This is a genomic window from Proteus sp. FZP2095, from assembly GCF_023701425.1.
In the GTDB taxonomy this organism is placed as follows: Bacteria; Pseudomonadota; Gammaproteobacteria; order Enterobacterales; family Enterobacteriaceae; genus Proteus; species Proteus cibarius.
In genome coordinates, this window is sequence record NZ_JAMQBJ010000009.1 from 1 (window position 1) to 25,440 (window position 25,440).

A 25,440-nucleotide genomic window follows, 5' to 3' on the forward strand; every position below is an offset into this window, starting at 1 on the left:
TCCGTACAACTGACGTAACTGGTACTATCGAATTACCAGAAGGCGTAGAAATGGTAATGCCAGGTGACAACATCAACATGATCGTTGAACTGATTCACCCAATCGCGATGGACGACGGTTTACGTTTTGCTATCCGTGAAGGTGGCCGTACAGTAGGTGCGGGCGTTGTTGCTAAAGTATTAGGTTAATTCCTGATAGATTTATGCATGAAGAGGGCATCGTAGGATGCCCTTTTTTGTATCTGAAGATTAGATATTTTAAATCTCAGTAAGATATTAATGTTTTTCCTGCATCATCGTTGATGATATAAACAATAAAACACCTAAGTCAAATAAATAGAAATTGAAATCATAATAATTATCATTTACTATCTTGGTCGTGAGTAGTTAATGAGGTTGTTATTATGTACGTATGTCTTTGCCACGGTGTGAGTGATAAAAAAATTATCTCGACTGTTCATAAACATCAAATCCACAATATTAATGAATTACGCAAGATCTTACCCGTTGGAAGTTGTTGCGGTAAGTGCGTACGCCAAGCCCGCCAACTTATCGAAAATGAGCAATTAGCTCTTTACCCACAAATTTCTGAAGTTGCATAACATATTTTAAATTTCCTTTCTCTCCTCTTTGTATAAAAGGTCTACACTGAAAAGACTAGAAGCAAAGGAGCATAAAAATGAAAGGTGATAAAAAAATGATAGCCCACCTTAATAAGTTATTAGGTGGTGAGCTTGTTGCAATTAATCAGTATTTCCTACATGCCCGAATGTTCAAGAATTGGGGACTCACACGCCTCAATGAAATGGAATATCATGAATCCATAGATGAAATGAAACACGCAGATAAATATATCGAGCGTATCTTGTTCCTTGAAGGCATTCCAAACTTACAAGATTTAGGTAAACTAAACATAGGTGAAGATGTTGAAGAGATGCTACGTTCTGATCTGGAATTAGAATTAGGTGGCGCCAAAGATTTGCGTGAAGCCATTGCTTACGCAGATTCAATTCATGACTATGTCAGCCGTGATCTTATGCTAGAAATTCTAACCGATGAAGAAGGGCATATTGATTGGATAGAAACCCAGCTTGAACTTATCGAACGCATGGGACTTCAAAATTATCTACAAGCTCAAATTATTGAAGAGTAATTTAGCTTATACAGAAAGGAATAATCTATCTCCTGTAGTGGATGATTAGACGCTTTTAAAAGCAAAGGTAATGAAGGTTGCCTTTGCTTTTTTTATTTTTGAAAAGATAAAATGAATTTTTATCGCTGATTTTTTATTCTTGGCTTGATTTCATCACTCAGGCAAGTATAATGCGCAGGCTCACTGATTTAGTGAGGCTGATTTATCAGCTAATGCAGATTTTATATTGCATTAATATAATACTCCCGATTGGGGAGTTATATGCAGAACGATTACACTCTCTCATCAATCGAAATGGGTACGAGTAGTGATCATTTACGTTTATAAAAAATAGTTGGAGCTCTGGTCTCATGCAGAACCAAAGAATCCGTATCCGCCTGAAAGCTTTTGATCATCGTCTGATTGATCAATCAACTGCGGAAATCGTAGAGACTGCTAAGCGCACTGGTGCGCAAGTTCGTGGTCCAATCCCACTGCCGACTCGCAAAGAGCGTTTCACAGTGTTGATTTCTCCGCACGTTAATAAAGATGCGCGTGATCAGTATGAAATTCGCACTCACAAACGTCTGGTTGACATCGTTGAGCCAACCGAGAAAACCGTTGATGCTCTGATGCGTCTGGATCTGGCTGCCGGCGTAGACGTGCAGATCAGCCTAGGTTAATCAGGTCATCAAGCGATTGAGAGGTTGAAACAATGATTGGTTTAGTCGGTAAGAAAGTAGGAATGACTCGTATCTTCACTGAAGATGGCGTTTCAATCCCTGTAACCGTTATCGAAATTGAAAACAACCGTGTTACTCAGGTCAGAGATCTAGAGAAAGACGGTTATCGTGCCATTCAGGTGACTACTGGTAGCAAAAAAGCTAACCGTGTACTGAAACCTGAAGCAGGTCATTTTGCTAAAGCTGGTGTTGAAGCTGGCCGCTTACTACGTGAATTCCGTCTGAATGAAGGCGAAGAATACACTGTAGGTCAAAGCATTAGCGTAGAAATTTTCGCTGACGTTAAAAAAGTCGACGTTACTGGAACATCTAAAGGTAAAGGTTTTGCTGGTACTGTAAAGCGCTGGAACTTCCGTACTCAAGATGCTACCCACGGTAACTCCTTGTCTCACCGTGTTCCGGGTTCTATCGGTCAGAACCAGACTCCGGGTAAGGTGTTCAAAGGCAAGAAAATGGCAGGTCAACTGGGTAACGAACAAGTTACCGTTCAGAGCCTGGAAGTAGTACGTGTTGACGCTGAGCGCAACCTGCTGCTGGTCAAAGGTGCTGTTCCAGGTGCAACTGGCAGTGACCTGATCGTTAAACCAGCTGTCAAGGCGTAACGTCGAGGAGATAGGAATGGAATTGGTAATGAAAGACGCGCAAGGCGCGCTGACTGTTTCCGAAACTACCTTCGGGCGTGACTTTAACGAAGCGCTTGTGCATCAAGTAGTCGTTGCATACGCTGCTGGTGCTCGTCAAGGTACTCGTGCTCAGAAAACCCGTGCTGAAGTTTCTGGTTCAGGCAAAAAGCCTTGGAGACAGAAAGGTACAGGTCGTGCACGTTCAGGTTCAATCAAGAGCCCAATTTGGCGCTCTGGTGGTGTTAGCTTCGCAGCTAAACCACAGGACCACAGTCAAAAAGTAAACAAAAAGATGTACCGTGGTGCTCTGAAGAGCATTCTGTCTGAGCTGGTACGTCAAGATCGTCTGATCGTCGTAGAGAAGTTCTCTGTTGAAGCGCCTAAAACTAAGCTTTTAGCACAGAAACTGAAAGATATGGCTCTGGAAGATGTTCTGATCATTACAGCTGATGTAGATGAGAATCTATATTTAGCAGCACGCAACTTATATAAAGTTGACGTACGTGATGCAGCAACTATCGACCCTGTTAGCTTAATCGCCTTCGACAAAGTCGTCATGACTGCTGACGCTGTGAAGCAAGTTGAGGAGATGCTGGCATGATCCGTGAAGAACGTCTGCTGAAAGTACTGCGCGCGCCGCATGTATCTGAAAAAGCTTCTATCGCGATGGAAAAATCAAACACCATCGTTCTCAAAGTTGCTAAAGACGCGACCAAAGCAGAGATTAAAGCAGCTGTACAAAAACTGTTTGAAGTCGAAGTTGAAAGTGTTAACACTCTGCTGATGAAAGGCAAAGTGAAACGTCACGGTCAGCGTATTGGTCGTCGTAGCGACTGGAAAAAAGCTTACGTCACCCTGAAGGAAGGCCAGAATCTGGACTTCGTCGGCGGCGCTGAGTAAGTCGGAGGAGTAAAGAACAATGGCAATTGTTAAATGTAAACCTACGTCTCCGGGCCGTCGCCACGTAGTTAAAGTGGTAAACCCTGAGCTGCATAAAGGGAAACCTTATGCGCCATTGCTGGAAAAAAACAGCAAGTCCGGTGGTCGTAACAACAATGGTCGTATCACTACCCGTCATATCGGTGGTGGTCACAAACAGGCTTACCGTATTGTTGACTTCAAACGCAACAAAGATGGTATCCCTGCGACAGTAGAACGTCTGGAATATGATCCAAACCGTTCAGCTAACATCGCTTTAGTGCTGTATGCTGATGGTGAACGTCGCTACATTCTGGCTCCAAAAGGCCTGAAAGCGGGTGATAAAGTTCAGTCTGGCGTTGATGCTGCTATCAAAGCGGGTAACACCTTACCAATGCGTAATATCCCGGTTGGTTCTACAGTTCATAACGTAGAAATGAAACCAGGTAAAGGTGGTCAGTTAGCTCGTTCAGCTGGTACTTACGTTCAGATCGTTGCTCGTGATGGTGCTTATGTCACTATTCGTCTACGTTCTGGTGAAATGCGTAAAGTTCCTTCTGATTGCCGTGCAACTATCGGTGAAGTTGGCAACTCTGAGCACATGTTACGCGTTCTGGGTAAAGCTGGTGCAAGTCGCTGGCGTGGTATTCGTCCTACCGTTCGCGGTACTGCGATGAACCCAGTCGATCACCCACATGGTGGTGGTGAAGGTCGTAACTTTGGTTTACACCCTGTAACACCTTGGGGTATCCAAACCAAAGGTAAGAAGACTCGTAAAAACAAACGCACTGAACATTTTATCGTTCATCGTCGTACTAAGAAATAATTAGAGGATAAGCCATGCCACGTTCTCTCAAGAAAGGTCCTTTTATTGACCTGCACTTGCTGAAGAAGGTAGAGAAAGCGGTGGAAAGCGGTGACAAAAAGCCTGTTAAGACTTGGTCCCGTCGTTCAACGATCTTTCCTAACATGATCGGTTTGACCATCGCTGTCCATAATGGTCGTCAGCATGTTCCAGTTTACGTTTCCGACGAAATGGTTGGTCACAAACTGGGTGAATTCGCGCCGACCCGTACTTATCGCGGTCATGCAGCCGATAAAAAGGCTAAGAAAAAATAAGGTAGGAGGAAGAGATGGAAACTATCGCTATGCATCGCCACGCTCGTTCTTCTGCTCAGAAGGTTCGCTTGGTAGCTGACCTGATTCGCGGTAAGAAAGTGTCGCAAGCTCTGGAAATTTTAACCTTTACCAACAAGAAAGCTGCTGGTTTAGTGAAGAAAGTACTGGAGTCTGCTATTGCTAATGCAGAACACAACGATGGCGCTGACATTGATGATCTGAAAGTAGCTAAGATCTTTGTTGACGAAGGTCCTTCTATGAAGCGCATTATGCCTCGTGCAAAAGGCCGTGCAGATCGTATTCTGAAGCGCACCAGCCACATCACTGTGGTTGTGTCTGATCGCTGAGACTCTGGAGACTAGCAATGGGTCAAAAAGTACATCCTAATGGTATCCGCCTTGGCATTGTCAAGCCTTGGAATTCCACATGGTATGCGGGTACCAATGAATTCGCTGACAACCTAGACAGCGACTTTAAAGTACGTCAGTACTTAACTAAAGAACTGGCTAAAGCATCTGTATCTCGTATCGTTATCGAACGTCCTGCGAAAAGCATCCGTGTGACTATTCACACTGCTCGCCCAGGCATCGTTATCGGTAAAAAAGGTGAAGATGTTGAAAAACTGCGCAAAAACGTAGCGGATATCGCTGGCGTTCCTGCGCAAATTAATATCGCCGAAGTACGTAAACCTGAACTGGACGCAAAATTAGTTGCTGACAGCATCACTTCACAGCTGGAACGTCGTGTTATGTTCCGTCGTGCTATGAAGCGTGCGGTACAGAACGCTATGCGTTTAGGCGCTAAAGGTATTAAAGTGGAAGTAAGTGGTCGTTTAGGCGGCGCTGAAATCGCTCGTACTGAATGGTATCGTGAAGGTCGTGTACCTCTGCACACTCTGCGTGCAGATATCGACTACAATACCTCAGAAGCACAAACCACTTATGGTGTGCTCGGCGTTAAGGTATGGATCTTCAAAGGTGAGATCCTGGGTGGTATGGCTGCAGTTGAACAGGCGGAGAAACCGGCTGCTCAACCTAAAAAGCAGCAGCGTAAAGGCCGCAAGTAAGGAGAGTCGCTGATGTTACAACCAAAGCGTACAAAATTCCGTAAAGTGCACAAAGGCCGCAACCGTGGCTTAGCTGCTGGTGCGGATGTAAGCTTCGGGACTTACGGTCTTAAAGCTGTGGGCCGTGGTCGTCTGACTGCGCGTCAGATCGAAGCGGCACGTCGTGCAATGACCCGTGCAGTTAAGCGTCAGGGTAAAATCTGGATCCGTGTGTTCCCAGACAAACCAATCACTGAAAAGCCGCTCGAAGTCCGTATGGGTAAAGGTAAAGGTAACGTTGAGTATTGGGTTGCCTTAATCCAGCCAGGTAAAGTCCTATATGAAATGGATGGTGTGCCTGAAGAACTGGCCCGTGAAGCATTCAAGCTGGCGGCAGCAAAACTGCCTATCAAAACCACCTTTGTAACTAAGACGGTGATGTAATGAAAGCAAAAGAGCTGCGCGAAAAGAGCGTTGAAGAGCTGAACACAGAACTGCTGAACTTACTGCGTGAGCAGTTTAACCTGCGTATGCAGGCAGCAAGTGGTCAGTTACAACAGTCTCATCTGTTGAAACAAGTGCGTCGTAATATCGCACGCGTTAAGACTTTACTGACTGAGAAGGCGGGTGCGTAATGACCGATAAAATCCGTACTCTGCAAGGTCGTGTAGTTAGTGACAAAATGGAGAAATCTATTGTCGTTGCTATCGATCGTATGGTTAAACACCCATTATATGGTAAGTTTATCCGTCGTACGACCAAACTGCATGTACATGACGAGAACAACGAATGTGGAATTGGTGACGTAGTAGAAATTCGTCAAACACGTCCACTGTCTAAGACTAAGTCTTGGGCGTTAGTTCGCGTTGTAGAAAAAGCTGTTCTGTAATAAAATAGCCTTTTCGTACGAAATAAACGGCTCAAAACTGAACGAGCCGTTTATTTTTTCTGTCCATATCGAGAATGTGGTGTTATAATGCCGCTCCCTCGTATTATGGGATATTGAACGGCCTCTTCTAATGTGGAAGTGGCTCAGTAGTAGTTGACATTTAGCGGAGCACTAAAATGATCCAAGAACAGACTATGCTGAACGTGGCCGACAACTCCGGTGCACGTCGCGTAATGTGTATCAAGGTTCTAGGTGGCTCGCACCGTCGCTACGCAGATGTAGGTGACATCATCAAAATTACCATCAAGGAAGCAATTCCACGTGGTAAAGTTAAGAAAGGTGATGTACTGAAAGCGGTAGTGGTGCGCACCAAGAAGGGTGTTCGTCGCCCTGACGGTTCTGTCATTCGCTTCGATAGCAACGCTTGTGTATTGTTAAACAACAACAGCGAGCAAGTTATTGGTACGCGTATTTTTGGGCCGGTTACTCGTGAACTTCGTAATGAGAAGTTCATGAAAATAATCTCTCTGGCACCTGAAGTACTCTAAGGAGCAGGCAATGGCAGCGAAAATCCGTCGTGATGACGAAGTTATCGTTCTTACTGGTAAAGATAAAGGTAAGCGCGGTAAAGTAAAACAGGTTCTTTCTTCTGGTAAAGTTCTCGTTGAAGGTATCAATCTGGTTAAAAAACATCAGAAGCCAGTTCCGGCTCTGAATCAACCAGGTGGCATCGTTGAAAAAGAAGCTTTTATTCAAGTTTCTAACGTTGCACTCTTCAATGCGGCAACTGGTAAGGCTGACCGTGTAGGTTTTAGATTCGAAGACGGTAAAAAAGTTCGTTTCTTCAAATCTAATAAAGAAACTATCAAGTAATTTGGAGTATACGATGGCGAAACTGCATGATTACTACAAAGACGAGGTGGTCCAACAACTGATGTCTCAGTTTGGTTACCATTCTGTCATGCAAGTCCCTCGGGTCGAGAAGATCACCCTGAATATGGGTGTTGGTGAAGCGATTGTTGATAAAAAACTGTTGGATAATGCAGCAGCTGATTTAGCAGCAATCTCAGGTCAAAAACCTTTGATCACCAAAGCACGCAAATCTGTTGCAGGCTTCAAAATCCGCCAGGGCTATCCGATCGGCTGTAAAGTGACCCTGCGTGGCGAACGCATGTGGGAGTTCTTTGAACGCTTGATCTCTATTGCTGTACCTCGTATCCGTGACTTCCGTGGTTTATCCGCTAAGTCATTTGACGGTCGTGGTAACTACAGCATGGGCGTACGTGAGCAAATCATCTTCCCTGAAATCGATTACGATAAAGTGGATCGTGTTCGTGGTTTGGATATTACCATTACTACGACTGCGAAATCAGATGATGAAGGTCGCGCACTGTTAGCAGCGTTTAACTTCCCGTTCCGCAAGTAAGGCAGGGCATTCATGGCTAAGAAATCTATGAAAGCACGTGATGTAAAACGTGCGAATTTAGCTGAGAAATTCTTCGCAAAACGCGCAGAACTGAAAGCTATCGTTTCAGATGTGAACGTGTCTGACGAAGATCGTTGGAATGCTGTTCTGAAACTGCAAACTATGCCACGTGATTCAAGTCCTTCACGTCAGCGTAACCGCTGCCGTCAAACTGGACGTCCGCACGGTTTCCTGCGGAAATTTGGCCTAAGCCGTATTAAAGTCCGTGAAGCCGCTATGCGCGGTGAAATCCCGGGCCTTAGAAAGGCTAGCTGGTAATTACCATAATTGAATCACGGGAGTAAAGACAGATGAGCATGCAAGATCCCATCGCGGATATGCTGACCCGTATCCGTAACGGTCAGGCCGCGAACAAAGTTGCGGTCACAATGCCTTCCTCCAAGCTGAAAGTGGCGATTGCCAACGTGCTTAAGGAAGAAGGTTATATCGAAGATTTTAAAATTGAAGGCGACACTAAGCCAGAACTGGAAATCACTTTAAAATATTTCCAAGGTAAGGCTGTAGTAGAAAGCATTCAGCGCGTAAGCCGTCCAAGTCTGCGCATCTATAAAAGAAAAGATGAGCTGCCACAAGTTATGGCAGGACTGGGCATCGCTGTTGTTTCTACCTCAAAAGGTGTTATGACTGATCGTGCAGCTCGCCAAGCAGGTCTTGGTGGCGAGATTATCTGCTACGTAGCTTAATTCGGGAGGAAAGAATGTCTCGTGTGGCAAAAGCACCCGTCGTCATTCCTGCCGGCGTAGAGGTTAAACTCAACGGTCAGGTAATTACGATTAAGGGTAAAAACGGCGAGCTAACTCGTACTATCCATAATGCAGTTGAAATTCAACATGCTGATAACCACTTAACTTTCGCACCTCGCGATGGTTTTGCTGATGCATGGGCACAGGCGGGTACTACTCGTTCTCTGTTAAATGCAATGGTTGTAGGTGTTACCGAAGGCTTCACTAAGAAACTGCAACTGGTAGGTGTAGGTTATCGTGCGTCTATTAAAGGCAATGCGGTTAACTTATCAGTAGGTTTTTCACATCCAGTGGAACACCAACTGCCAGCAGGCATCACTGCTGAATGTCCAACACAAACTGAAATCGTACTGAAAGGTGCGGATAAGCAAGTGATTGGCCAAGTAGCAGCTGAACTGCGTGCTTACCGTCGCCCTGAACCTTATAAAGGTAAAGGTATTCGTTACGCCGACGAAGTTGTGCGTATCAAAGAGGCTAAGAAGAAGTAAGGTAACACTATGGATAAGAAAGCAGCTCGTATCCGTCGTGCGACCCGCGCACGCCGTAAGCTCCAGGAATTGGGTGCGACTCGCCTGGTGGTACACCGTACCCCTCGCCATATTTATGCGCAGGTTATTGCACCAAACGGTTCTGAAACTTTGGTGGCCGCTTCTACTACAGAAAAAGCTATCATTGAGCAACTGAAAAACACTGGAAACAAAGAAGCAGCCGCAGTAATTGGTAAAATTGTTGCTGAACGCGCTCTGGAAAAAGGTATCAAAGTAGTATCATTTGACCGTTCCGGTTTCCAATATCATGGTCGAGTCCAGGCACTGGCAGATGCTGCCCGTGAAGCTGGCCTTCAGTTCTAAGGTAGGAGTGTAAGATGGCTCACATCGAGAAACAAGCTGGCGAACTGCAGGAAAAGCTGATCGCGGTAAACCGCGTATCTAAAACCGTTAAAGGTGGTCGTATCTTTAGCTTCACCGCTCTTACAGTAGTTGGTGATGGTAATGGCCGCGTTGGTTTCGGATATGGCAAAGCTCGCGAAGTTCCGGCAGCAATCCAGAAAGCGATGGAAAAAGCCCGTCGCAATATGAAAACCGTCGCTTTAAACAACGGCACTCTGTTCCACCCTGTTAAAGGTACTCACACAGGCTCTCGCGTATTTATGCAGCCTGCTCATGAAGGTACCGGTATCATCGCAGGTGGTGCAATGCGTGCAGTTCTAGAAGTGGCTGGCGTTCGTAACGTACTGGCTAAAACCTATGGTTCCACTAACCCGATTAACGTGGTTCGTGCAACACTGGACGCTTTAGATAGCATGAAGTCTCCAGATATGGTCGCAGCTAAGCGTGGTAAATCCGTTGAAGAAATTCTGGGGTAATGACCATGGCTAAGACTATTAAAATTACTCAAACACGCAGCTTAATCGGCCGTCTGCCTAAACATAAGGCAACCATGACTGGTTTAGGTCTGCGTCGCATCGGTCACACTGTAGAACGCGAAGATACACCAGCAGTTCGCGGTATGATCAACTTGGTTTCCTATATGGTTAAAGTTGAGGAGTAAGAGATGCGTTTAAATACTCTGTCTCCGGCTGAAGGTGCCAAGCATGCGCCTAAACGTGTAGGTCGTGGTATCGGTTCTGGCTTAGGTAAAACTGGCGGCCGTGGTCACAAAGGTCAGAAGTCTCGTTCTGGCGGTGGCGTACGTCGTGGTTTTGAAGGCGGCCAGATGCCTTTATATCGTCGTTTACCAAAATTTGGTTTTACTTCACGTAAATCATTCGTGACTGCGGAAATCCGTCTGTCTGATTTAGCTTACGTTGAAGGCGATGTAATCGATCTGAATGCACTGAAAGCCGCAAACGTTGTTGGCCCACAGATTGAATTTGCAAAATTAATTCTGTCTGGTGAGGTTAACCGTGCAGTGACTATTCGTGGTCTGCGTGTTACCAAAGGTGCCCGTGCAGCAATCGAATCAGCTGGCGGTAAAATTGAGGAATAAGTGACAGATGGCTAAACAACCAGGTTTAGATTTTCAGAGTGCTAAAGGTGGTGTTGGTGAACTAAAACGCAGACTTTTGTTTGTTCTTGGTGCACTTATTGTCTTTAGGATTGGCTCTTTTATTCCTATCCCTGGTATTGATGCCACTGTGCTTGCCAAATTGCTCGATCAGCAAAAAGGCACCATCATTGAAATGTTTAACATGTTCTCTGGTGGTGCTCTTAGCCGTGCTTCTATCTTTGCGCTGGGTATCATGCCTTATATTTCGGCATCGATTATTATCCAACTCTTATCAGTGGTTAACCCTCGGTTAGCAGAGATTAAGAAGGAAGGGGAGGCCGGTCGTCGTAAGATCAGCCAATATACCCGTTATGGTACTTTGGTGCTGGCGATATTCCAATCAATTGGTATCGCAACAGGCTTACCGAATATGCCAGGAATGCAAGGTCTGGTAATTAATCCAGGTCTACCATTCTATATTACGGCTGTTGTGAGCTTAGTCACTGGGACAATGTTCTTAATGTGGTTAGGTGAGCAAATCACTGAACGTGGTATTGGTAACGGTATCTCAATCATTATCTTTGCAGGTATCGTTGCAGGTCTTCCGCCTGCCATTGGTCAAACCATCGAGCAGGCGCGGCAAGGCGAACTGCACTTCCTCCTGTTATTGTTGGTTGCAGTATTGGTGTTCGCGGTTACTTTCTTTGTTGTTTTTGTAGAAAGAGGACAACGTCGTATCGTTGTTAACTATGCAAAACGTCAACAAGGGCGTAGAATATACGCGGCACAAAGTACACATCTACCACTTAAAGTAAATATGGCGGGTGTTATACCAGCAATTTTTGCTTCAAGTATTATCCTGTTTCCTGGTACAATAACCTCTTGGTTTGGCGATGGTACAGGGTGGGGTTGGCTGACGACGATTTCTTTAAATCTACAGCCTGGTCAACCTATTTATGTGTTACTATACGCTGCTGCAATCATATTCTTCTGTTTCTTCTATACGGCGTTGGTTTTCAACCCAAGAGAAACGGCAGATAACCTGAAGAAGTCCGGTGCATTTGTACCAGGAATTCGCCCGGGAGAGCAGACGGCTAAATATATAGATAAAGTAATGACACGTTTAACCTTAATCGGTGCCTTGTATATTACCTTTATCTGTCTCATCCCGGAGTTCATGCGTGACGCAATGAAAGTACCTTTCTATTTTGGTGGTACTTCCCTCTTAATCGTGGTTGTGGTCATCATGGATTTTATGGCTCAAGTGCAAACTCTCCTGATGTCAAGTCAGTATGAGTCTGCATTGAAAAAAGCAAATCTTAAAGGTTAATTACTGATAAGCGATTTGTTTTAGAAGTTACGGAGAGTAAAAATGAAAGTTCGTGCTTCCGTCAAGAAAATGTGCCGTAACTGCAAAATTGTTAGACGTCACGGTCACGTGCGTGTAATTTGCAGCGTCGAGCCTAAGCATAAACAGCGTCAAGGCTAATTTATTGCATTTTTTTCTTGCAAAGTTCGGTTGAGCTGGCTAAATTAGCCAGCCCAATCTTTTATAATATATACAGTATTGTTTGAGTATCCTGAAAACGGGCTTTTCAGAATGGTACTGTATAACTGCTAATTTAGGAGTGCATAGTGGCCCGTATAGCAGGCATTAACATTCCTGATCATAAACATACTGTAATCGCATTAACTTCGATTTACGGTATCGGTAAGACCCGCTCACAGGCTATCTGTGTAGCTGCTGGTATTGCTGAAAATGTTAAGATCAGTGAGCTGTCTGAAGAGCAAATCGACAAGCTGCGTGACGAAGTTGCCAAATACGTTGTAGAAGGTGATCTGCGTCGTGAAGTTACCCTGAGCATCAAACGTCTGATGGATCTTGGTACTTACCGTGGTTTACGTCATCGTCGTGGTCTACCAGTTCGCGGTCAGCGTACTAAGACTAACGCACGTACCCGTAAGGGTCCGCGTAAGCCGATCAAGAAATAATCGGGGTATTTGAACAATGGCAAAAGCACCTATTCGTGCACGTAAGCGTGTAAGAAAACAAGTCTCTGACGGTGTGGCTCATATCCATGCTTCTTTCAACAACACAATCGTTACTATTACCGATCGTCAAGGTAACGCATTGGGTTGGGCTACTGCCGGTGGTTCCGGTTTCCGTGGTTCTCGTAAATCTACTCCGTTCGCGGCTCAGGTTGCAGCAGAACGTTGCGCTGAAGCTGTTAAAGAGTACGGAATTAAGAACTTGGAAGTTATGGTTAAAGGACCTGGTCCTGGTCGTGAGTCAACTATCCGTGCATTAAACGCGGCTGGTTTCCGCATCACTAATATTACTGATGTGACTCCGATTCCTCATAACGGTTGTCGTCCACCGAAAAAACGTCGCGTTTAATAACGTTTTCGTTTTTAGGAAAGTTGGAGAAAGAAAATGGCAAGATATTTGGGTCCTAAGCTCAAGCTGAGCCGCCGTGAAGGTACAGATTTATTTCTAAAATCTGGCGTTCGGGCGATTGACACCAAGTGTAAACTGGAACAAGCACCAGGTCAGCACGGCGCACGTAAACCGCGTCTTTCTGATTACGGTGTTCAGTTACGTGAAAAACAAAAAGTACGTCGTATTTACGGTGTTCTAGAACGTCAATTCCGTAACTACTACAAAGAAGCAACTCGTCTGAAAGGCAACACAGGTGAAAACCTGCTGACTCTGCTGGAAGGTCGTCTGGATAACGTTGTTTATCGTATGGGCTTTGGCGCAACTCGCGCAGAAGCACGTCAGATGGTTAGCCATAAAGCAATCATGGTAAATGGTCGCGTGGTTAACATTGCTTCTTATCAGGTTTCCCCGAATGACGTAGTCAGCGTTCGTGAAAAATCGAAAAAACAGTCTCGTATTAAGGCTGCTTTAGAGCTGGCTGAACAGCGTGAAAAGCCAACATGGCTGGAAGTTGATGCTGCTAAGATGGAAGGTGTGTTCAAACGTATTCCTGAACGTACTGACTTGTCTGCTGACATTAACGAGCACCTGATCGTCGAGCTTTACTCCAAGTAAGGCTTAGCACCAAAGAGAGGACACAATGCAGGGTTCTGTGACAGAGTTTCTAAAACCGCGCCTGGTTGATATCGAGCAAGTCAGTTCGACGCACGCCAAGGTGACCCTTGAACCATTAGAGCGAGGCTTCGGCCATACTCTTGGTAACGCACTGCGCCGTATTCTGCTTTCGTCTATGCCGGGTTGTGCGGTAACAGAGGTTGAGATTGATGGTGTACTGCATGAGTACAGCACCAAAGAAGGTGTTCAGGAAGATATCCTAGAAATACTGCTCAACCTTAAAGGGTTGGCGGTAAAAGTTCATGGTAAAGATGAAGTTATTCTTACTTTGAGCAAATCTGGCATTGGCCCTGTTATTGCAGCCGATATCATCCATGACGGTGATGTCGAAATCGTCAAGCCGCAGCACGTTATCTGCCACCTTACAGACGAGAACGCATCTATTAATATGCGTATCAAAGTTCAGCGTGGTCGTGGTTATGTGCCGGCTTCTGCCCGAATTCATTCGGAAGAAGATGAGCGCCCTATCGGTCGCCTTTTAGTAGACGCGTGCTATAGCCCAGTTGAGCGTATTGCTTATAATGTGGAAGCAGCTCGTGTTGAACAGCGTACCGACTTGGATAAGCTGGTTATCGAGATGGAAACTAACGGTACTATCGATCCAGAAGAATCGATTCGCCGTGCAGCGACTATCCTGGCTGAACAGCTTGAAGCTTTTGTTGACTTACGTGATGTTCGTCAACCAGAAGTTAAAGAAGAGAAGCCAGAATTCGATCCTATCTTACTGCGCCCAGTAGACGATCTTGAATTGACTGTCCGCTCTGCTAACTGTCTGAAGGCAGAAGCAATCCACTACATCGGTGATCTGGTACAGCGTACTGAAGTTGAATTACTTAAGACGCCTAACCTTGGTAAGAAATCTCTTACTGAGATTAAAGACGTACTGGCGTCGCGTGGTTTATCTCTGGGCATGCGCCTTGAGAATTGGCCACCTGCAAGTATCGCTGATGAATAAGATCACAGGTTAAGGTTTTACTGAGAAGGATAAGGTCATGCGCCATCGTAAGAGTGGTCGTCAATTGAACCGCAACAGCAGCCATCGTCAGGCTATGTTTCGTAACATGGCAGGTTCTTTAGTTCGTCATGAGATCATCAAGACAACTTTGCCTAAAGCGAAAGAACTGCGTCGCGTCGTTGAGCCGCTGATTACTCTTGCCAAGACCGACAGCGTAGCTAATCGTCGTCTGGCATTCGCCCGTACTCGTGATAACGAAGTCGTGGCAAAACTGTTTACAGTATTAGGTCCGCGTTTTGCGAGCCGTGCAGGTGGTTACACTCGTATTCTGAAGTGTGGCTTCCGTGCTGGTGACAACGCTCCAATGGCTTACATTGAGCTTGTTGACCGTGCTGATTCTGAAACAGAAGCAGCAGCTGAATAATTTAATTATTATTTAGTGAAGCGAATAAAAAGACCGGATTTTTAATCCGGTTTTTTTACATCTATCGAAAATGATAGTTATGAAATTACTGTTATAAAAATAATCTATCAAGCCATATCCTAGCCTTTCTATTTGTTATTCCATGCTTTTTTGCCTACTCTTGTGTTACATCATATTTATTTTCTGTTATTTCAGCATACTGCTATTTTGGTAAGATAAGCTTCGCACTATATTTCAATTCTATTCTTTTGATTATTTGTTATGCTTAGACATCAGTTAGAGTGAGGAAATGATCCATGTATCGTATTGGACAGGTTGCAAAATTAGCGAATGTGACAACAGATACAATCCGTTTTTATGAAAAACAAGGATTGATGGATCATGACAGGCGAACAGAAGGCGGTTATCGCTTATATACAGAGCAAGATCTCCAACGTTTACGTTTTATTCGTTATGCAAAAGAGTTGGGCTTTACATTAGACGCGATTACAGAGCTACTTTCTATTCGTGTTGATCCCGCTCATCACACTTGTGTTGAATCTAAACACATTGTTGATGCAAGACTTGCTGAAGTCGAAATTCGCTTGAAAGAAATGGAAAGAATGCGAGATTCACTGAAGATGTTAAGTAATGCATGTTGTGGTAGTGCTCATGAAAGTACTTATTGTTCTATTCTTGAAATACTTGAATCTGGAGCCACAAAGCAATAATATCTGTACCGCATTACGTTTTATGTTCTTTAACAATTTAAGAGGTTTTTATGTCTAGCAAATATCAGCACCAGAAAGGTGTTATTAAAGATAATGCCTTAGCAGCACTTGTTCATGATCCACTATTTAGACAACGCGTGGAAAAGAATAAAAAAGGAAAAGGAAGTTATATGAGAAAAGTGAAACATGACAAGAAGGGAAACTGGGAGGCCAGTGATAACAAAAGATTTTTTCAATTGTTATCACTGGCCTTTTAGTTTTTATTTTTGCTGATTTTTTAATAAATCACGAATTTCTGTTAATAGAGTTTCTTCTGCTGAAGGTGCCGGTGGTGCTTTAGGTGCTTCTTCTGCTTGACGACGTGTCTTGTTAATTAATTTGATTGCACAGAAAATCGCAAATGCAACAATGGCAAAATCAAAAACAGTTTGAATGAACATGCCATAATTTAGTACAACTGCTGGTACATCCCCACTAGCATCTCTTAATACAAGGCTAAACTGTTTGAAGTCAATACCACCGATTAATAAGCCTAATGGTGGCATAATAATATCAGCAACTAATGATGAAACAATCTTACCGAAGGCTGCTCCAATGATGACACCGACTGCCATGTCAACAACGTTGCCTTTCATTGCGAATTCACGAAACTCTTTAAAAAAAGACATAACCACCCCTTATTTGTCTATACATAGATTTATTATGTAAAAATATAGTATCTAACATGATAATAGTAGACCATTATAAGTAACAATTACTATTATTCTTATTTCTACTTGGTTTTTATAAGAAAAATGGGCTAGGTTGGAAAAGCTTTTCTACTTCAGGGACATATTTTTTATCAGTGATAAACATAATCACATGATCTCCTTGTTCTATGGAGTGACTAGCGTTCGCAATAATAACATCTTGCTCTCTTACAATTGCACCAATGATAGTTCCTGGTGGTAGTTTTATATCTTGTATACGACGGCCAACAACTTTTGATGTATTTTCATCACCATGTGCAACGGCTTCGATTGCCTCTGCAACACCTCGTCGTAATGAGGAAACGCTAACAATATCAGCTTTACGAACATGACCTAAAAGTGCAGAAATTGTTGCTTGTTGTGGTGATATTGCAATATCAATAACCCCGCCTTGGACTAAATCAACATAAGCACTACGCTGAATAAGCACCATCGCCTTTTTGGCACCCATTCTTTTTGCTAGCATCGCTGACATAATATTAGCTTCATCATCATTAGTCAGTGCGATAAAGACATCGATTTGTTCTATATGTTCTTCAGCAAGAAGTTCTTGATCCGATGCGTCGCCATAAAAAACAATAGTGTCATGGAGTAGTTCAGCGAGTTCTGTTGCACGTTGCTGATTATGCTCAATAAGTTTGACGCTATAATCTTTTTCTAATCTAGCGGCTAAACCTGCACCGACATTACCACCACCAACAATCATAATGCGTTTATAAGGTTTTTCTAATCGTTGTAATTCACTCATTACTGCACGAATATGCTGAGATGCAACGACAAAGAAAACTTCATCTCCCGCTTCAATAATTGTGGAGCCTTGAGGTCGGATAGGTCTGTCTTGGCGAAAAATTGCAGCAACACGAGTATCAATATGTGGCATATGATCGCGTAATGTTGATAGTGCATTTCCGACGAGAGAACCACCATAATATGCTTTTACCGCAACGATACTGACTTGGCCATCGGCAAAATTAACAACTTGTAAGGCACCAGGATATTGGATCAATTTATATACATAATCAATAACCAAATGTTCAGGAGAGATTAAGTAATCAATGGGAATAGCTTCTGGGAGGAAGAGTTTGTCTGCTTCACGAACAAATTCAGAGGCACGTATCCGAGCAACTTTATTGGGTGTATTAAACAAAGTGTAAGCAACTTGGCATGCTATCATATTGGTTTCGTCAGAGTTGGTGACGGCAACTAGCATATCTGCATCTTCAGCACCAGCTTCTCTTAAGATCCTTGGGTGAGAGCCATGCCCATTGACTACTCGTAAATCGAATTTATCTTGAAGTTGGCGCAAACGATCTGCATTAGTGTCAACGACAGTAATATCATTATTCTCCCCGACAAGATTTTCAGCGAGAGTACCACCTACTTGACCAGCGCCTAAGATAATAATTTTCATCGTAATTTCTCAGAGTATTCGATTAACAAATAGAAAAGAAACGCAAGATCTTAATGATCTTGCGTTGAAATAGTAGCGTTTTTTAGATCCGATATCATCTTTTATCACAAGATCATATTTTCTTGATCAATGCATAAAAGAAACCATCGCCACCTTTTTCTTCTGGTAAGCATTGGTGCTGATAATCACATTGTGCATCTTTCGTTGACGCTAAAAATGCTTCAACCTGTTGTTTATTCTCTTCAGGCAAAATAGAGCAGGTTGCATAAACCAACGTACCACCAGATTTTAGGTATGGCCAAATAGCGTGAAGGATCTCTTTTTGAATTTGAGCTAATTGCTCAATGTCTTCATTACGGCGAAGCCACTTAATATCTGGATGACGGCGGATAACGCCTGTTGCTGAGCATGGTGCATCAAGGAGAATTCGGTCAAATTGCATACCGGCACACCATTGTTCAGGATAACGACCATCACCACTTTTGACTACGGCATTAAGTTTTAAACGCGTAAGGTTCTCTTGTATACGTTTCAAACGTTGTTCATCTATATCGATTGCTAATACTTGAGCTTGAGGAGCTATCTCTAAAATATGCGTTGTTTTGCCGCCCGGTGCCGCACATAAATCAAGGATCTGTTCTTTATTTTTTGGCGCCAATAATTCAGCACAACGCTGGGCTGAACGATCTTGAACTGTTACCCAACCATCAGCAAATCCAGGAAGAAGATTTACGTTACATGGGTTCTCTAAACGGATCGCAAAAGGGTGGTTATCATCAGCAACAGCGGTAATTTCTTCCTTTTTCAGTAATGTTAAATATTCTTCTCGTGAATGATGGCGTTGATTTACACGTAACCACATAGGTGGTTTTTGATTATTACCTTCAACAATACTCATCCATTGTTCAGGATAAGCCTGTTTAACACGGGTAAGTAGCCATGATGGATGGAGAAAATGATTTTCGCTGTTTTGAAAACGTTCATTTAGGATATCTTGTTGACGTTGAAACTGACGCAACACACCGTTAATTAATCCTTTTAACTGTGGTTTTTTTAGTGCAACAGCGCCATTTACGGTTTCGGCTAGAGCTGCATGAGCAGGAATACGTGTATAAAGAAGCTGATATAAGCCAACCATAATAAGGTAGTGTAAAATACGTTGTTTGCCTTTTAATGGTTTATCCATGAGTTGCTGAATAATCCATTCCAATTGTGGCAATGTACGTAATACACCAAAGCAAAGTTCCTGTAGTAATGCTTTGTCTTTGTCTGAAACATTTTTTTGAAGTTCTGGTATGACGGTGCTTAGAGATAAGCCTTGATCTAATACTTGGCTAATTGCTTTGGCTGCAATGCTACGTAAGTTGTATGACGTTTTCATGATGAGTTAACGTTTAATATTGAGCGCCAGAGATGTACTACATTGGCGTGAAAAAAGGAAAACCCTGATAATAGTGTTAAATATCAGGGTTTAGAATAATTATTGAATGATTTTTCCAGGAGTGAACCAATCTCGCTTGGAGTTTAAAAAATCGGCAGAAGCCATAGGTTTCTTACCTGATGGTTGTAACTCTGTGATATTTAGAATGCCGTTACCTGTCGCAATATAAATACCCGTTTTATCTGCTTTTAATAAGGTTCCTGCAGGTTGATCTGTATCATCAGCAATAGCTTGTGCTTTCCATACTTTCACTGGTTGCTCGTCCAACATAAAAAAGCTCATTGGCCACGGATTGAATGCTCTTATGCAACGTTCAATCTGTTCTGCAGATAATGACCAATCAATTTTTGCTTCTTCTTTAGATAATTTTTGTGCGTAATTCGCTAAATTATCATCTTGTTTTTCAGCCTTTATTTTACCTGAGGTAATGAGATCTAACGTAGTTGTTAGAGCCTTTGGTCCAAGCTCTGCAAGTTTTTCATAAAGAGATGCACTGGTATCTTCACTCGTAATTGGGCACGAGGCTTTATACAACATATCGCCTGTATCTAAGCCAACATCCATTTGCATAATTGTGACACCTGTTTCTTTATCTCCTGCCCACAAAGAGCGTTGAATTGGTGCAGCACCACGCCATTTAGGAAGGAGAGAACCATGCACATTAAGGCAACCTAAACGCGGTATTTCAAGAACTGCTTTAGGTAAGATCATGCCATAAGCGACAACAATCATAATGTCTGCTTGTTGTGCTACTATCCATTCATGATTCTCTTCTGGTTTTAAAGAGACAGGCTGATAAACAGGAATATTATGAGTTAACGCCAGAGCTTTAACAGGGCTAATAGTCAGTTTCTTACCTCTTCCTGCGGGTTTATCTGGAGGAGTAAGTACTCCCACCACACGATGTTGAGTTGATAACAATGCCGCTAAATGTCGAGCCGCAAAATCGGGTGTTCCCGCAAAAATAATACGTAATGAATCAGACACGTTTTCTTCCTGTTTCAATTTAACTGTTACTGTCTTGCTTTAGCTCTTTTTTTATCTAACTTATCGAGCTTTTCAACTTTTTGACGGATACGTTGGCGTTTCAATGGGGATAAATAATCCACAAATAGTTTACCAACTAAATGATCCATTTCATGTTGAATACAGATAGCTAATAAATCATCAGCCTCTAACTCAAAAGGTTGACCATTGTAATCAAGGGCTTTTACTTTTACGTGCTCTGCACGAGGAATAAAAGCGCGCTGTTCGGGAACAGACAAACAGCCTTCTTCTATGCCTGTATCGCCATCAGCATCAAGAAGTTCTGGGTTTATTAATACCAGTCTTTGATCCCTGGTTTCAGAGACATCAATGACGATAATGCGCTGGTGGATATTCACCTGTGTCGCAGCTAAGCCGATACCTTCTTCCAAATACATTGTTTCAAACATATCATCGACAATTTTTTGGATTTCGGCATCAACTTTTTCGACTGGCTTTGCAATCGTGCGAAGACGCTCGTCTGGATAATGTAATACGTGTAACACTGCCATAATTTATTCGGACTGTTTCTAAAATGTGAATAGGATTTAACGTCTATTCTAGACATTTATTGTCTAGATTGACAGTATTTGGTGTGTTTAGCACTCACCCTGTTTGCTAAAAATAATATTAGGATAATGCATGGATGCTAGAGAAATATGGATAAGGCTTAACGCTGTTTCAAGACTCCCCATTAGTAAAGCGATTCAAATTGCAAGGTATCTACAATCTTTAACTCAATTAAATCAAAGACTATTAATAGGTTGTGGTCTGTCAGAACAGCAAAGTCATCAATTCTTAAGACTTCATGCAAATGCTGTCAACGATACATTAAAATGGTTAGATAAAAATGAATCATCATTATTAACGATTACAGATTCAGATTATCCATCCTTATTAAAGCAAATATCATCGCCTCCGCTTTTGCTTTTTGTTGCAGGGAATAGACAGCATTTAAAAAGCACACAAATTGCATTAATCGGTAGTCGAGTTGCTACACCATATGGTTCCAAGTGGGCAACTTATTTTGCACAGGAACTAGTAAAAAAAGAGTTAACTATTACAAGTGGGTTAGCTCAAGGTATTGATGGTATTGGACATCGAAGTGCATTAAAAAATAATGGTATTACTATTGCTGTACTAGGGAGTGGTTTAGAGCAGATTTATCCATCATTTCATCGCACTCTTGCAACACAAATAAAAGAATCTGGTCTTCTTATTTCTGAGCATTTACCAATGACACCGCCTTTAGCGCGCTATTTCCCTCAACGTAATCGGATTATTAGTGGGCTAAGTACTGCACTACTTATTGTTGAAGCAGGAATTAAAAGTGGTTCTTTAATAACAGCAAACTATGCTTTGCAACAAGGTAAAGAGTTGTTCGTGTTACCGGGGCTATTGGGTGATATTCATTTTGAAGGCAATCACCAACTTATTAAGCAAGGTGCAAATTTAGCATCCTCACCTGAAGATATCTTTGAATATTTAAATAGCTCTTTGCAGTGGCTTACTTGTGTTAATGAGTATCAACAAAAACAAATTACAGAAGAATATACAACACTTATTAATAATGAAAAACAAGAGATCAAAGTAGAACAATTTACACTAGAACAACAAAAGGCAATGGATGTGATATTACCTTTTCTACGTTTTAATAAAGCAGTACCCATTGATATCATTGCTCAGGATAGTGGATTATCAACTTCTGAATTAGCTCCTCTTTTATTAGAACTTGAGCTTATTGAAAAAGTCGCTATTGTGGCTGGTGGCTATACTCGATTGGAATAAGTGTAATGAGGTAAAACAATGGCAAAGAATATGCCGTTTACACAGCAACCTGAACAGGAAAAATGCCCTGAATGTGGCAGCGTATTAGTGATGAAAAATGGAGGACATGGCCCTTTTTTAGGATGTTCGGCTTACCCTGATTGCCATTATATTAAAACATTAAAATCACAGGGTGATGGACAAATTATAAAAGTTTTAGAAGGGCAACCTTGTAAGTGTTGTGGTGCTGATTTAGTTTTGCGTCAGGGTAAATTTGGGATGTTTATTGGTTGTAGTAATTATCCAGAATGTGAACATATAGAACAAATTGATAAACCTGATGAAACTGTTATACCTTGTCCTCAATGCGAAAAAGGAAAATTACTACAACGTAAGTCTAGGTTTGGTAAGATATTTTATGCTTGTAACCAATATCCAGAATGCCAATTTGTATTAAATAACAAGCCTGTTAATGGTGAATGCGAACATTGCCACTATCCATTATTGATGGAAAAAAGGTCTTCTCAAGGAGTAAGATTAGTGTGCGCCAGCAAATTATGTGGAAAGCAACAAACAAAAAGAGAAGAACATGAATAACAAAGCATCACCTGTAAGCAACATTATAATAGCAGCATTAAAAAATAATAAAGTTATCGCATATCCAACAGAAGCCGTATTTGGGGTTGGTTGTGATCCTGATAGCGAGCATGCTGTTATGGCATTATTAACGTTAAAACAACGCTCAATTGACAAAGGGCTAATTTTAATTGCTGATAATTATGAGCAATTGAAACCTTATATCGACGATAGTGCATTGACTCAAACTCAGCGAGATAGAATGTTTGCATCTTGGCCGGGACCTGTTACATGGGTTATTCCTGCCAAATCAACGACGCCAAAGTGGTTAACTGGAAAATTCACTTCTTTAGCTGTGAGAGTAACAGACCACACAATTGTTAAAGAACTCTGCCTCGCCTATGGAAAACCTTTAGTTTCAACGAGTGCGAATTTAAGTGGATTACCACCATGTCGTACAGTTGAAGAAGTAAAAGAACAGTTTCAGGATACAATTCCTATCGTTGAAGGGAATGTTGGTGGTAGACAGAATCCTTCTGAAATCCGAGATGCATTAACGGGTGAATTATACCGACAAGGGTGATTGTGATGGAAAAATATTTAGTGATGGGAAATCCTATCGAGCATAGTCAGTCTCCTTTCATCCACCAATTTTTTTCAAAACAAACAGGAATAGAGTATGGCTATGGACGTTTACTTGTTCCTTTAGGTGAATTTGACAAAACCGCCTCACATTTTTTTTCTAATGGGGGGCGGGGTGCTAATGTTACAGTTCCTTTTAAAGAAGATGCATTCCACTTTGTGGATAAATTAACGGATAGAGCGAAAGCATGTGGTGCAGTTAACTCTATTGTTAAATTGGAAGATGGCTCACTCCTTGGTGATAACACTGACGGGCAAGGACTTATTTTGGATTTAGCTAGACTCGATTTTATTGTGCCTAGTAAGGTTAAATCAGTCTTAGTTATTGGCGCTGGTGGTGCAACAAGAGGAATATTGCTTCCATTACTCGATTTTGATTGTGATATTACTTTAACCAACCGTACATTTGCCAAAGCTGAACAATTAGTAAAAGAATTTAGTCAGTTTGGAACGATCCGAGCAATAGCTACTGAAGATGTTGCCGATAGACATTATGATTTAATTATAAATGCCTCTGCATCCAGCATGACTAATGATTTACCGCCTATTCCTAACGATGTTTATGGTTTTGATACAGCGTGCTACGACCTTTATTATCAAACAGGGATGACATCATTTCTATATAACGCGCTAAAACATGGAAGTACACGTTTATCAGATGGATTAGGTATGTTAGTAGGACAAGCCGCTTATGCATTTGAACTGTGGTATGAACTTGTGCCAGATGTTAATCCTGTCCTTAATGTATTAAGAGAAAGATTGAATCAATGAACCAATCCATTCAATTTCCAGATCGTGAAATATGGCTAGCGGAGAATAGGAGTGTTCTTTTTCCTATAATGATCAACGGAATGCTTTTTGATTGTCTAATTACAGAGCACGAGCTTATCGAGCGTTTTGGTGTTGGGGAAGGAATTTTGTTATTTAAACAAAATCGTTGGGATATTGAAGAAGAATTTGAAGAGTTGGTAACGGAATATGAGTTATCAACTCTCCATCCTATCTATTCTTTATCAATGGCTGATTGACGAGTAGCTAAATAGTTATTTTTCCACCCGACATAATTATTAGCAGAATAGATAAAGTGCTCTATTTCTGCTGATGAAAGTGGGCGGATTTTTTTCACTGGACTTCCTAAATAAAGAAAACCACTTTCAAGTCGCTTTCCTGGTGGAACTAAACTACCTGCGCCAATCATTACATCGTCTTCAATAATTGCACCATCAAGTAAAATAGCACCCATTCCGACTAAAACACGATCTCCTATTGTGCACCCGTGTAACATTGCTTTGTGCCCAACAGTAACATTATCACCAATAATAAGAGGAAAACCTTCTGGATCCTTGGGTGAGATGTGAGTGACATGAAGAACTGAACCATCTTGAATATTTGATCTTTTGCCAATACTCACGTAATTCACATCACCGCGAATAACAACCATAGGCCAGATACTGACATCTTCACTAATACGTACGTCTCCAATCACAGTTGCTGTTTCATCAATAAAAACATTTTTATCAATAGAAGGCGAAAGGTGTAAGTAATTCCTGATTGTGGATTTCCCCATAATTTAACCTCGTTTTTGGTTTCACTTTATAATAAGAAAAGCATAGCAACGGATAGGGCAGGCTGGCGAGAGCAATGATTTTTATACTGTAAGACTATAAAAATCGATAATAAAGGGGAAAGTAGAGTAATAGAGTGTGATTGATAGAATATACCGAATAGACAATAACAAGATAAAGCGTATATTTTTTATACACAAAAGATGTTTTTTGTATCAAAAATAGACGTAAAGTTCAAAAAGAGAACGAACAGAAAAAAAGTTGAAATAAATACTTGCGCTAATCCGAGAACTCCCTATAATGCGCATCCACTGACCGACGATGAGCTGACAACAGCCACGAAGGACAGCGAAGAGAAAAGAAAAAAGTTTGA

At 42.1% G+C, this 25,440-nt stretch carries 44 protein-coding genes; 38 read left to right on the forward strand and 6 right to left on the reverse strand.

Going from position 1 to position 25,440, the window contains the following annotated elements; translation table 11 throughout:
• The 33 genes from NBG71_RS18270 to NBG71_RS18430 form a co-directional block, all read left to right on the forward strand.
• A partial coding sequence (locus tag NBG71_RS18270) for an EF-Tu C-terminal domain-related protein (protein WP_502926059.1) occupies positions 1-188 on the forward strand: 188 nt, incomplete at its 5' end.
• Positions 189-403: 215 nt separating this feature from the next.
• Positions 404-601, forward strand: coding sequence for a bacterioferritin-associated ferredoxin (gene bfd, locus NBG71_RS18275; RefSeq protein WP_075674371.1), 198 nt, complete (start codon positions 404-406; stop codon positions 599-601).
• Between the two features lie 77 nt (positions 602-678).
• Positions 679-1,152: a bacterioferritin gene (gene bfr / locus NBG71_RS18280; RefSeq protein WP_075674372.1), complete on the forward strand. Its 474-nt coding sequence runs from the start codon at positions 679-681 to the stop codon at positions 1,150-1,152.
• A gap of 350 nt (positions 1,153-1,502) precedes the next feature.
• On the forward strand, positions 1,503-1,814 hold the full coding sequence (gene rpsJ / locus NBG71_RS18285; protein WP_001181005.1) for a 30S ribosomal protein S10: 312 nt from the start codon (positions 1,503-1,505) through the stop codon (positions 1,812-1,814).
• 32 nt (positions 1,815-1,846) lie between these two features.
• A complete protein-coding gene (gene rplC / locus NBG71_RS18290; protein WP_023583465.1) occupies positions 1,847-2,476 on the forward strand; it encodes a 50S ribosomal protein L3 in 630 nt (209 codons plus the stop codon).
• 16 nt (positions 2,477-2,492) lie between these two features.
• Entirely contained in the window at positions 2,493-3,098 is a 606-nt protein-coding gene (gene rplD, locus NBG71_RS18295) for a 50S ribosomal protein L4 (RefSeq protein ID WP_023583466.1), read from the forward strand.
• The gene (gene rplW, locus NBG71_RS18300; RefSeq protein ID WP_004246962.1) at positions 3,095-3,397 is read left to right on the forward strand and encodes a 50S ribosomal protein L23; all 303 of its coding nucleotides are present in this window, start codon (positions 3,095-3,097) and stop codon (positions 3,395-3,397) included. The genes rplD and rplW overlap by 4 nt, the downstream gene beginning before the upstream one ends.
• A gap of 19 nt (positions 3,398-3,416) precedes the next feature.
• Positions 3,417-4,241, forward strand: a complete 825-nt coding sequence (gene rplB, locus NBG71_RS18305; protein ID WP_099660734.1) for a 50S ribosomal protein L2 — start codon at positions 3,417-3,419, stop codon at positions 4,239-4,241.
• Between the two features lie 14 nt (positions 4,242-4,255).
• Positions 4,256-4,534 carry a 30S ribosomal protein S19 gene (rpsS, locus tag NBG71_RS18310; RefSeq protein WP_004246960.1) on the forward strand — a complete coding sequence of 93 codons (279 nt, stop codon included), beginning with the start codon at positions 4,256-4,258 and terminating at the stop codon, positions 4,532-4,534.
• A 14-nt stretch (positions 4,535-4,548) separates the two neighbouring features.
• Positions 4,549-4,881 (forward strand): 50S ribosomal protein L22, encoded by a 333-nt coding sequence (gene rplV, locus NBG71_RS18315; RefSeq protein WP_006535498.1) that lies wholly within the window; start codon positions 4,549-4,551, stop codon positions 4,879-4,881.
• Positions 4,882-4,898: 17 nt separating this feature from the next.
• Positions 4,899-5,600 carry a 30S ribosomal protein S3 gene (rpsC, locus tag NBG71_RS18320; protein ID WP_023583467.1) on the forward strand — a complete coding sequence of 234 codons (702 nt, stop codon included), beginning with the start codon at positions 4,899-4,901 and terminating at the stop codon, positions 5,598-5,600.
• A 12-nt stretch (positions 5,601-5,612) separates the two neighbouring features.
• A complete protein-coding gene (gene rplP, locus NBG71_RS18325; protein ID WP_006535500.1) occupies positions 5,613-6,023 on the forward strand; it encodes a 50S ribosomal protein L16 in 411 nt (136 codons plus the stop codon).
• Positions 6,023-6,214: a 50S ribosomal protein L29 gene (gene rpmC / locus NBG71_RS18330; RefSeq protein ID WP_004238624.1), complete on the forward strand. Its 192-nt coding sequence runs from the start codon at positions 6,023-6,025 to the stop codon at positions 6,212-6,214. Before rplP ends, rpmC begins: the two co-directional genes overlap by 1 nt.
• A complete protein-coding gene (gene rpsQ / locus NBG71_RS18335) occupies positions 6,214-6,468 on the forward strand; it encodes a 30S ribosomal protein S17 (protein ID WP_023583468.1) in 255 nt (84 codons plus the stop codon). Before rpmC ends, rpsQ begins: the two co-directional genes overlap by 1 nt.
• Positions 6,469-6,644: 176 nt before the next feature.
• The gene (gene rplN / locus NBG71_RS18340) at positions 6,645-7,016 is read left to right on the forward strand and encodes a 50S ribosomal protein L14 (protein ID WP_004246955.1); all 372 of its coding nucleotides are present in this window, start codon (positions 6,645-6,647) and stop codon (positions 7,014-7,016) included.
• 10 nt (positions 7,017-7,026) lie between these two features.
• Complete coding sequence (gene rplX, locus NBG71_RS18345) at positions 7,027-7,341, forward strand: 50S ribosomal protein L24 (RefSeq protein ID WP_075674042.1); 315 nt, start codon at positions 7,027-7,029, stop codon at positions 7,339-7,341.
• Between the two features lie 13 nt (positions 7,342-7,354).
• Positions 7,355-7,894 carry a 50S ribosomal protein L5 gene (gene rplE, locus NBG71_RS18350; RefSeq protein ID WP_075674041.1) on the forward strand — a complete coding sequence of 180 codons (540 nt, stop codon included), beginning with the start codon at positions 7,355-7,357 and terminating at the stop codon, positions 7,892-7,894.
• A gap of 12 nt (positions 7,895-7,906) precedes the next feature.
• Entirely contained in the window at positions 7,907-8,212 is a 306-nt protein-coding gene (gene rpsN / locus NBG71_RS18355; protein WP_006535503.1) for a 30S ribosomal protein S14, read from the forward strand.
• Positions 8,213-8,244: 32 nt separating this feature from the next.
• The gene (rpsH, locus tag NBG71_RS18360) at positions 8,245-8,637 is read left to right on the forward strand and encodes a 30S ribosomal protein S8 (protein WP_004246950.1); all 393 of its coding nucleotides are present in this window, start codon (positions 8,245-8,247) and stop codon (positions 8,635-8,637) included.
• A gap of 14 nt (positions 8,638-8,651) precedes the next feature.
• Positions 8,652-9,185 (forward strand): 50S ribosomal protein L6, encoded by a 534-nt coding sequence (rplF, locus tag NBG71_RS18365; RefSeq protein WP_023583470.1) that lies wholly within the window; start codon positions 8,652-8,654, stop codon positions 9,183-9,185.
• A gap of 9 nt (positions 9,186-9,194) precedes the next feature.
• Positions 9,195-9,548 (forward strand): 50S ribosomal protein L18, encoded by a 354-nt coding sequence (gene rplR / locus NBG71_RS18370; protein ID WP_075674040.1) that lies wholly within the window; start codon positions 9,195-9,197, stop codon positions 9,546-9,548.
• Between the two features lie 14 nt (positions 9,549-9,562).
• Positions 9,563-10,063 carry a 30S ribosomal protein S5 gene (gene rpsE / locus NBG71_RS18375; protein ID WP_023583472.1) on the forward strand — a complete coding sequence of 167 codons (501 nt, stop codon included), beginning with the start codon at positions 9,563-9,565 and terminating at the stop codon, positions 10,061-10,063.
• A gap of 5 nt (positions 10,064-10,068) precedes the next feature.
• The gene (gene rpmD / locus NBG71_RS18380; protein WP_036914634.1) at positions 10,069-10,248 is read left to right on the forward strand and encodes a 50S ribosomal protein L30; all 180 of its coding nucleotides are present in this window, start codon (positions 10,069-10,071) and stop codon (positions 10,246-10,248) included.
• 3 nt (positions 10,249-10,251) lie between these two features.
• On the forward strand, positions 10,252-10,686 hold the full coding sequence (gene rplO, locus NBG71_RS18385) for a 50S ribosomal protein L15 (RefSeq protein ID WP_004246944.1): 435 nt from the start codon (positions 10,252-10,254) through the stop codon (positions 10,684-10,686).
• A 7-nt stretch (positions 10,687-10,693) separates the two neighbouring features.
• Entirely contained in the window at positions 10,694-12,016 is a 1,323-nt protein-coding gene (secY, locus tag NBG71_RS18390; RefSeq protein ID WP_006535510.1) for a preprotein translocase subunit SecY, read from the forward strand.
• A gap of 42 nt (positions 12,017-12,058) precedes the next feature.
• A complete protein-coding gene (gene rpmJ / locus NBG71_RS18395; protein ID WP_071788572.1) occupies positions 12,059-12,175 on the forward strand; it encodes a 50S ribosomal protein L36 in 117 nt (38 codons plus the stop codon).
• Positions 12,176-12,321: 146 nt separating this feature from the next.
• Positions 12,322-12,678 (forward strand): 30S ribosomal protein S13, encoded by a 357-nt coding sequence (rpsM, locus tag NBG71_RS18400; RefSeq protein ID WP_036914623.1) that lies wholly within the window; start codon positions 12,322-12,324, stop codon positions 12,676-12,678.
• A gap of 16 nt (positions 12,679-12,694) precedes the next feature.
• Positions 12,695-13,084, forward strand: a complete 390-nt coding sequence (gene rpsK / locus NBG71_RS18405) for a 30S ribosomal protein S11 (RefSeq protein ID WP_002919257.1) — start codon at positions 12,695-12,697, stop codon at positions 13,082-13,084.
• 36 nt (positions 13,085-13,120) lie between these two features.
• Positions 13,121-13,741, forward strand: a complete 621-nt coding sequence (rpsD, locus tag NBG71_RS18410; protein WP_004246942.1) for a 30S ribosomal protein S4 — start codon at positions 13,121-13,123, stop codon at positions 13,739-13,741.
• Between the two features lie 25 nt (positions 13,742-13,766).
• Positions 13,767-14,756 carry a DNA-directed RNA polymerase subunit alpha gene (locus NBG71_RS18415; protein WP_006535513.1) on the forward strand — a complete coding sequence of 330 codons (990 nt, stop codon included), beginning with the start codon at positions 13,767-13,769 and terminating at the stop codon, positions 14,754-14,756.
• Positions 14,757-14,793: 37 nt separating this feature from the next.
• The gene (gene rplQ, locus NBG71_RS18420) at positions 14,794-15,180 is read left to right on the forward strand and encodes a 50S ribosomal protein L17 (RefSeq protein ID WP_004246940.1); all 387 of its coding nucleotides are present in this window, start codon (positions 14,794-14,796) and stop codon (positions 15,178-15,180) included.
• Positions 15,181-15,476: 296 nt separating this feature from the next.
• Positions 15,477-15,890: a Zn(2+)-responsive transcriptional regulator gene (gene zntR / locus NBG71_RS18425; RefSeq protein ID WP_069368787.1), complete on the forward strand. Its 414-nt coding sequence runs from the start codon at positions 15,477-15,479 to the stop codon at positions 15,888-15,890.
• A gap of 50 nt (positions 15,891-15,940) precedes the next feature.
• On the forward strand, positions 15,941-16,147 hold the full coding sequence (locus NBG71_RS18430; RefSeq protein ID WP_250917072.1) for an alternative ribosome-rescue factor A: 207 nt from the start codon (positions 15,941-15,943) through the stop codon (positions 16,145-16,147).
• 3 nt (positions 16,148-16,150) lie between these two features.
• On the opposite strand, the gene mscL is transcribed toward NBG71_RS18430, so the two are convergent.
• The 5 genes from mscL to def all read right to left on the reverse strand — a co-directional run bounded on the left by mscL (position 16,151) and on the right by def (position 21,029).
• On the reverse strand, positions 16,151-16,558 hold the full coding sequence (gene mscL, locus NBG71_RS18435; RefSeq protein WP_023583476.1) for a large-conductance mechanosensitive channel protein MscL: 408 nt from the start codon (positions 16,556-16,558) through the stop codon (positions 16,151-16,153).
• A gap of 115 nt (positions 16,559-16,673) precedes the next feature.
• A complete protein-coding gene (trkA, locus tag NBG71_RS18440) occupies positions 16,674-18,050 on the reverse strand; it encodes a Trk system potassium transporter TrkA (RefSeq protein WP_075674039.1) in 1,377 nt (458 codons plus the stop codon).
• A 112-nt stretch (positions 18,051-18,162) separates the two neighbouring features.
• Positions 18,163-19,431 carry a 16S rRNA (cytosine(967)-C(5))-methyltransferase RsmB gene (gene rsmB / locus NBG71_RS18445; protein ID WP_250917073.1) on the reverse strand — a complete coding sequence of 423 codons (1,269 nt, stop codon included), beginning with the start codon at positions 19,429-19,431 and terminating at the stop codon, positions 18,163-18,165.
• Between the two features lie 99 nt (positions 19,432-19,530).
• On the reverse strand, positions 19,531-20,478 hold the full coding sequence (fmt, locus tag NBG71_RS18450; protein WP_109420380.1) for a methionyl-tRNA formyltransferase: 948 nt from the start codon (positions 20,476-20,478) through the stop codon (positions 19,531-19,533).
• A 26-nt stretch (positions 20,479-20,504) separates the two neighbouring features.
• Positions 20,505-21,029: a peptide deformylase gene (gene def, locus NBG71_RS18455; RefSeq protein ID WP_109420381.1), complete on the reverse strand. Its 525-nt coding sequence runs from the start codon at positions 21,027-21,029 to the stop codon at positions 20,505-20,507.
• Between the two features lie 130 nt (positions 21,030-21,159).
• Here def and dprA point away from each other — a divergent pair, with 130 nt between their 5' ends.
• Genes dprA through NBG71_RS18480 form a run of 5 tightly spaced genes read left to right on the forward strand, consistent with a single transcriptional unit; the run spans position 21,160 to position 24,530 of the window.
• A complete protein-coding gene (gene dprA, locus NBG71_RS18460) occupies positions 21,160-22,305 on the forward strand; it encodes a DNA-processing protein DprA (protein ID WP_099660731.1) in 1,146 nt (381 codons plus the stop codon).
• An 18-nt stretch (positions 22,306-22,323) separates the two neighbouring features.
• Positions 22,324-22,881 carry a topoisomerase DNA-binding C4 zinc finger domain-containing protein gene (locus NBG71_RS18465; RefSeq protein WP_075674034.1) on the forward strand — a complete coding sequence of 186 codons (558 nt, stop codon included), beginning with the start codon at positions 22,324-22,326 and terminating at the stop codon, positions 22,879-22,881.
• Entirely contained in the window at positions 22,874-23,443 is a 570-nt protein-coding gene (tsaC, locus tag NBG71_RS18470; RefSeq protein ID WP_250917074.1) for an L-threonylcarbamoyladenylate synthase type 1 TsaC, read from the forward strand. The genes NBG71_RS18465 and tsaC overlap by 8 nt, the downstream gene beginning before the upstream one ends.
• 5 nt (positions 23,444-23,448) lie before the next feature.
• On the forward strand, positions 23,449-24,273 hold the full coding sequence (aroE, locus tag NBG71_RS18475; RefSeq protein WP_075674032.1) for a shikimate dehydrogenase: 825 nt from the start codon (positions 23,449-23,451) through the stop codon (positions 24,271-24,273).
• Positions 24,270-24,530, forward strand: a complete 261-nt coding sequence (locus NBG71_RS18480) for a DUF1488 family protein (protein ID WP_075674031.1) — start codon at positions 24,270-24,272, stop codon at positions 24,528-24,530. Before aroE ends, NBG71_RS18480 begins: the two co-directional genes overlap by 4 nt.
• On the opposite strand, the gene NBG71_RS18485 is transcribed toward NBG71_RS18480, so the two are convergent.
• A complete protein-coding gene (locus tag NBG71_RS18485) occupies positions 24,506-25,069 on the reverse strand; it encodes a gamma carbonic anhydrase family protein (RefSeq protein ID WP_075674030.1) in 564 nt (187 codons plus the stop codon). The two genes, NBG71_RS18480 and NBG71_RS18485, sit on opposite strands and share 25 nt — an antisense overlap.
• Positions 25,070-25,440: the final 371 nt, after the last annotated feature.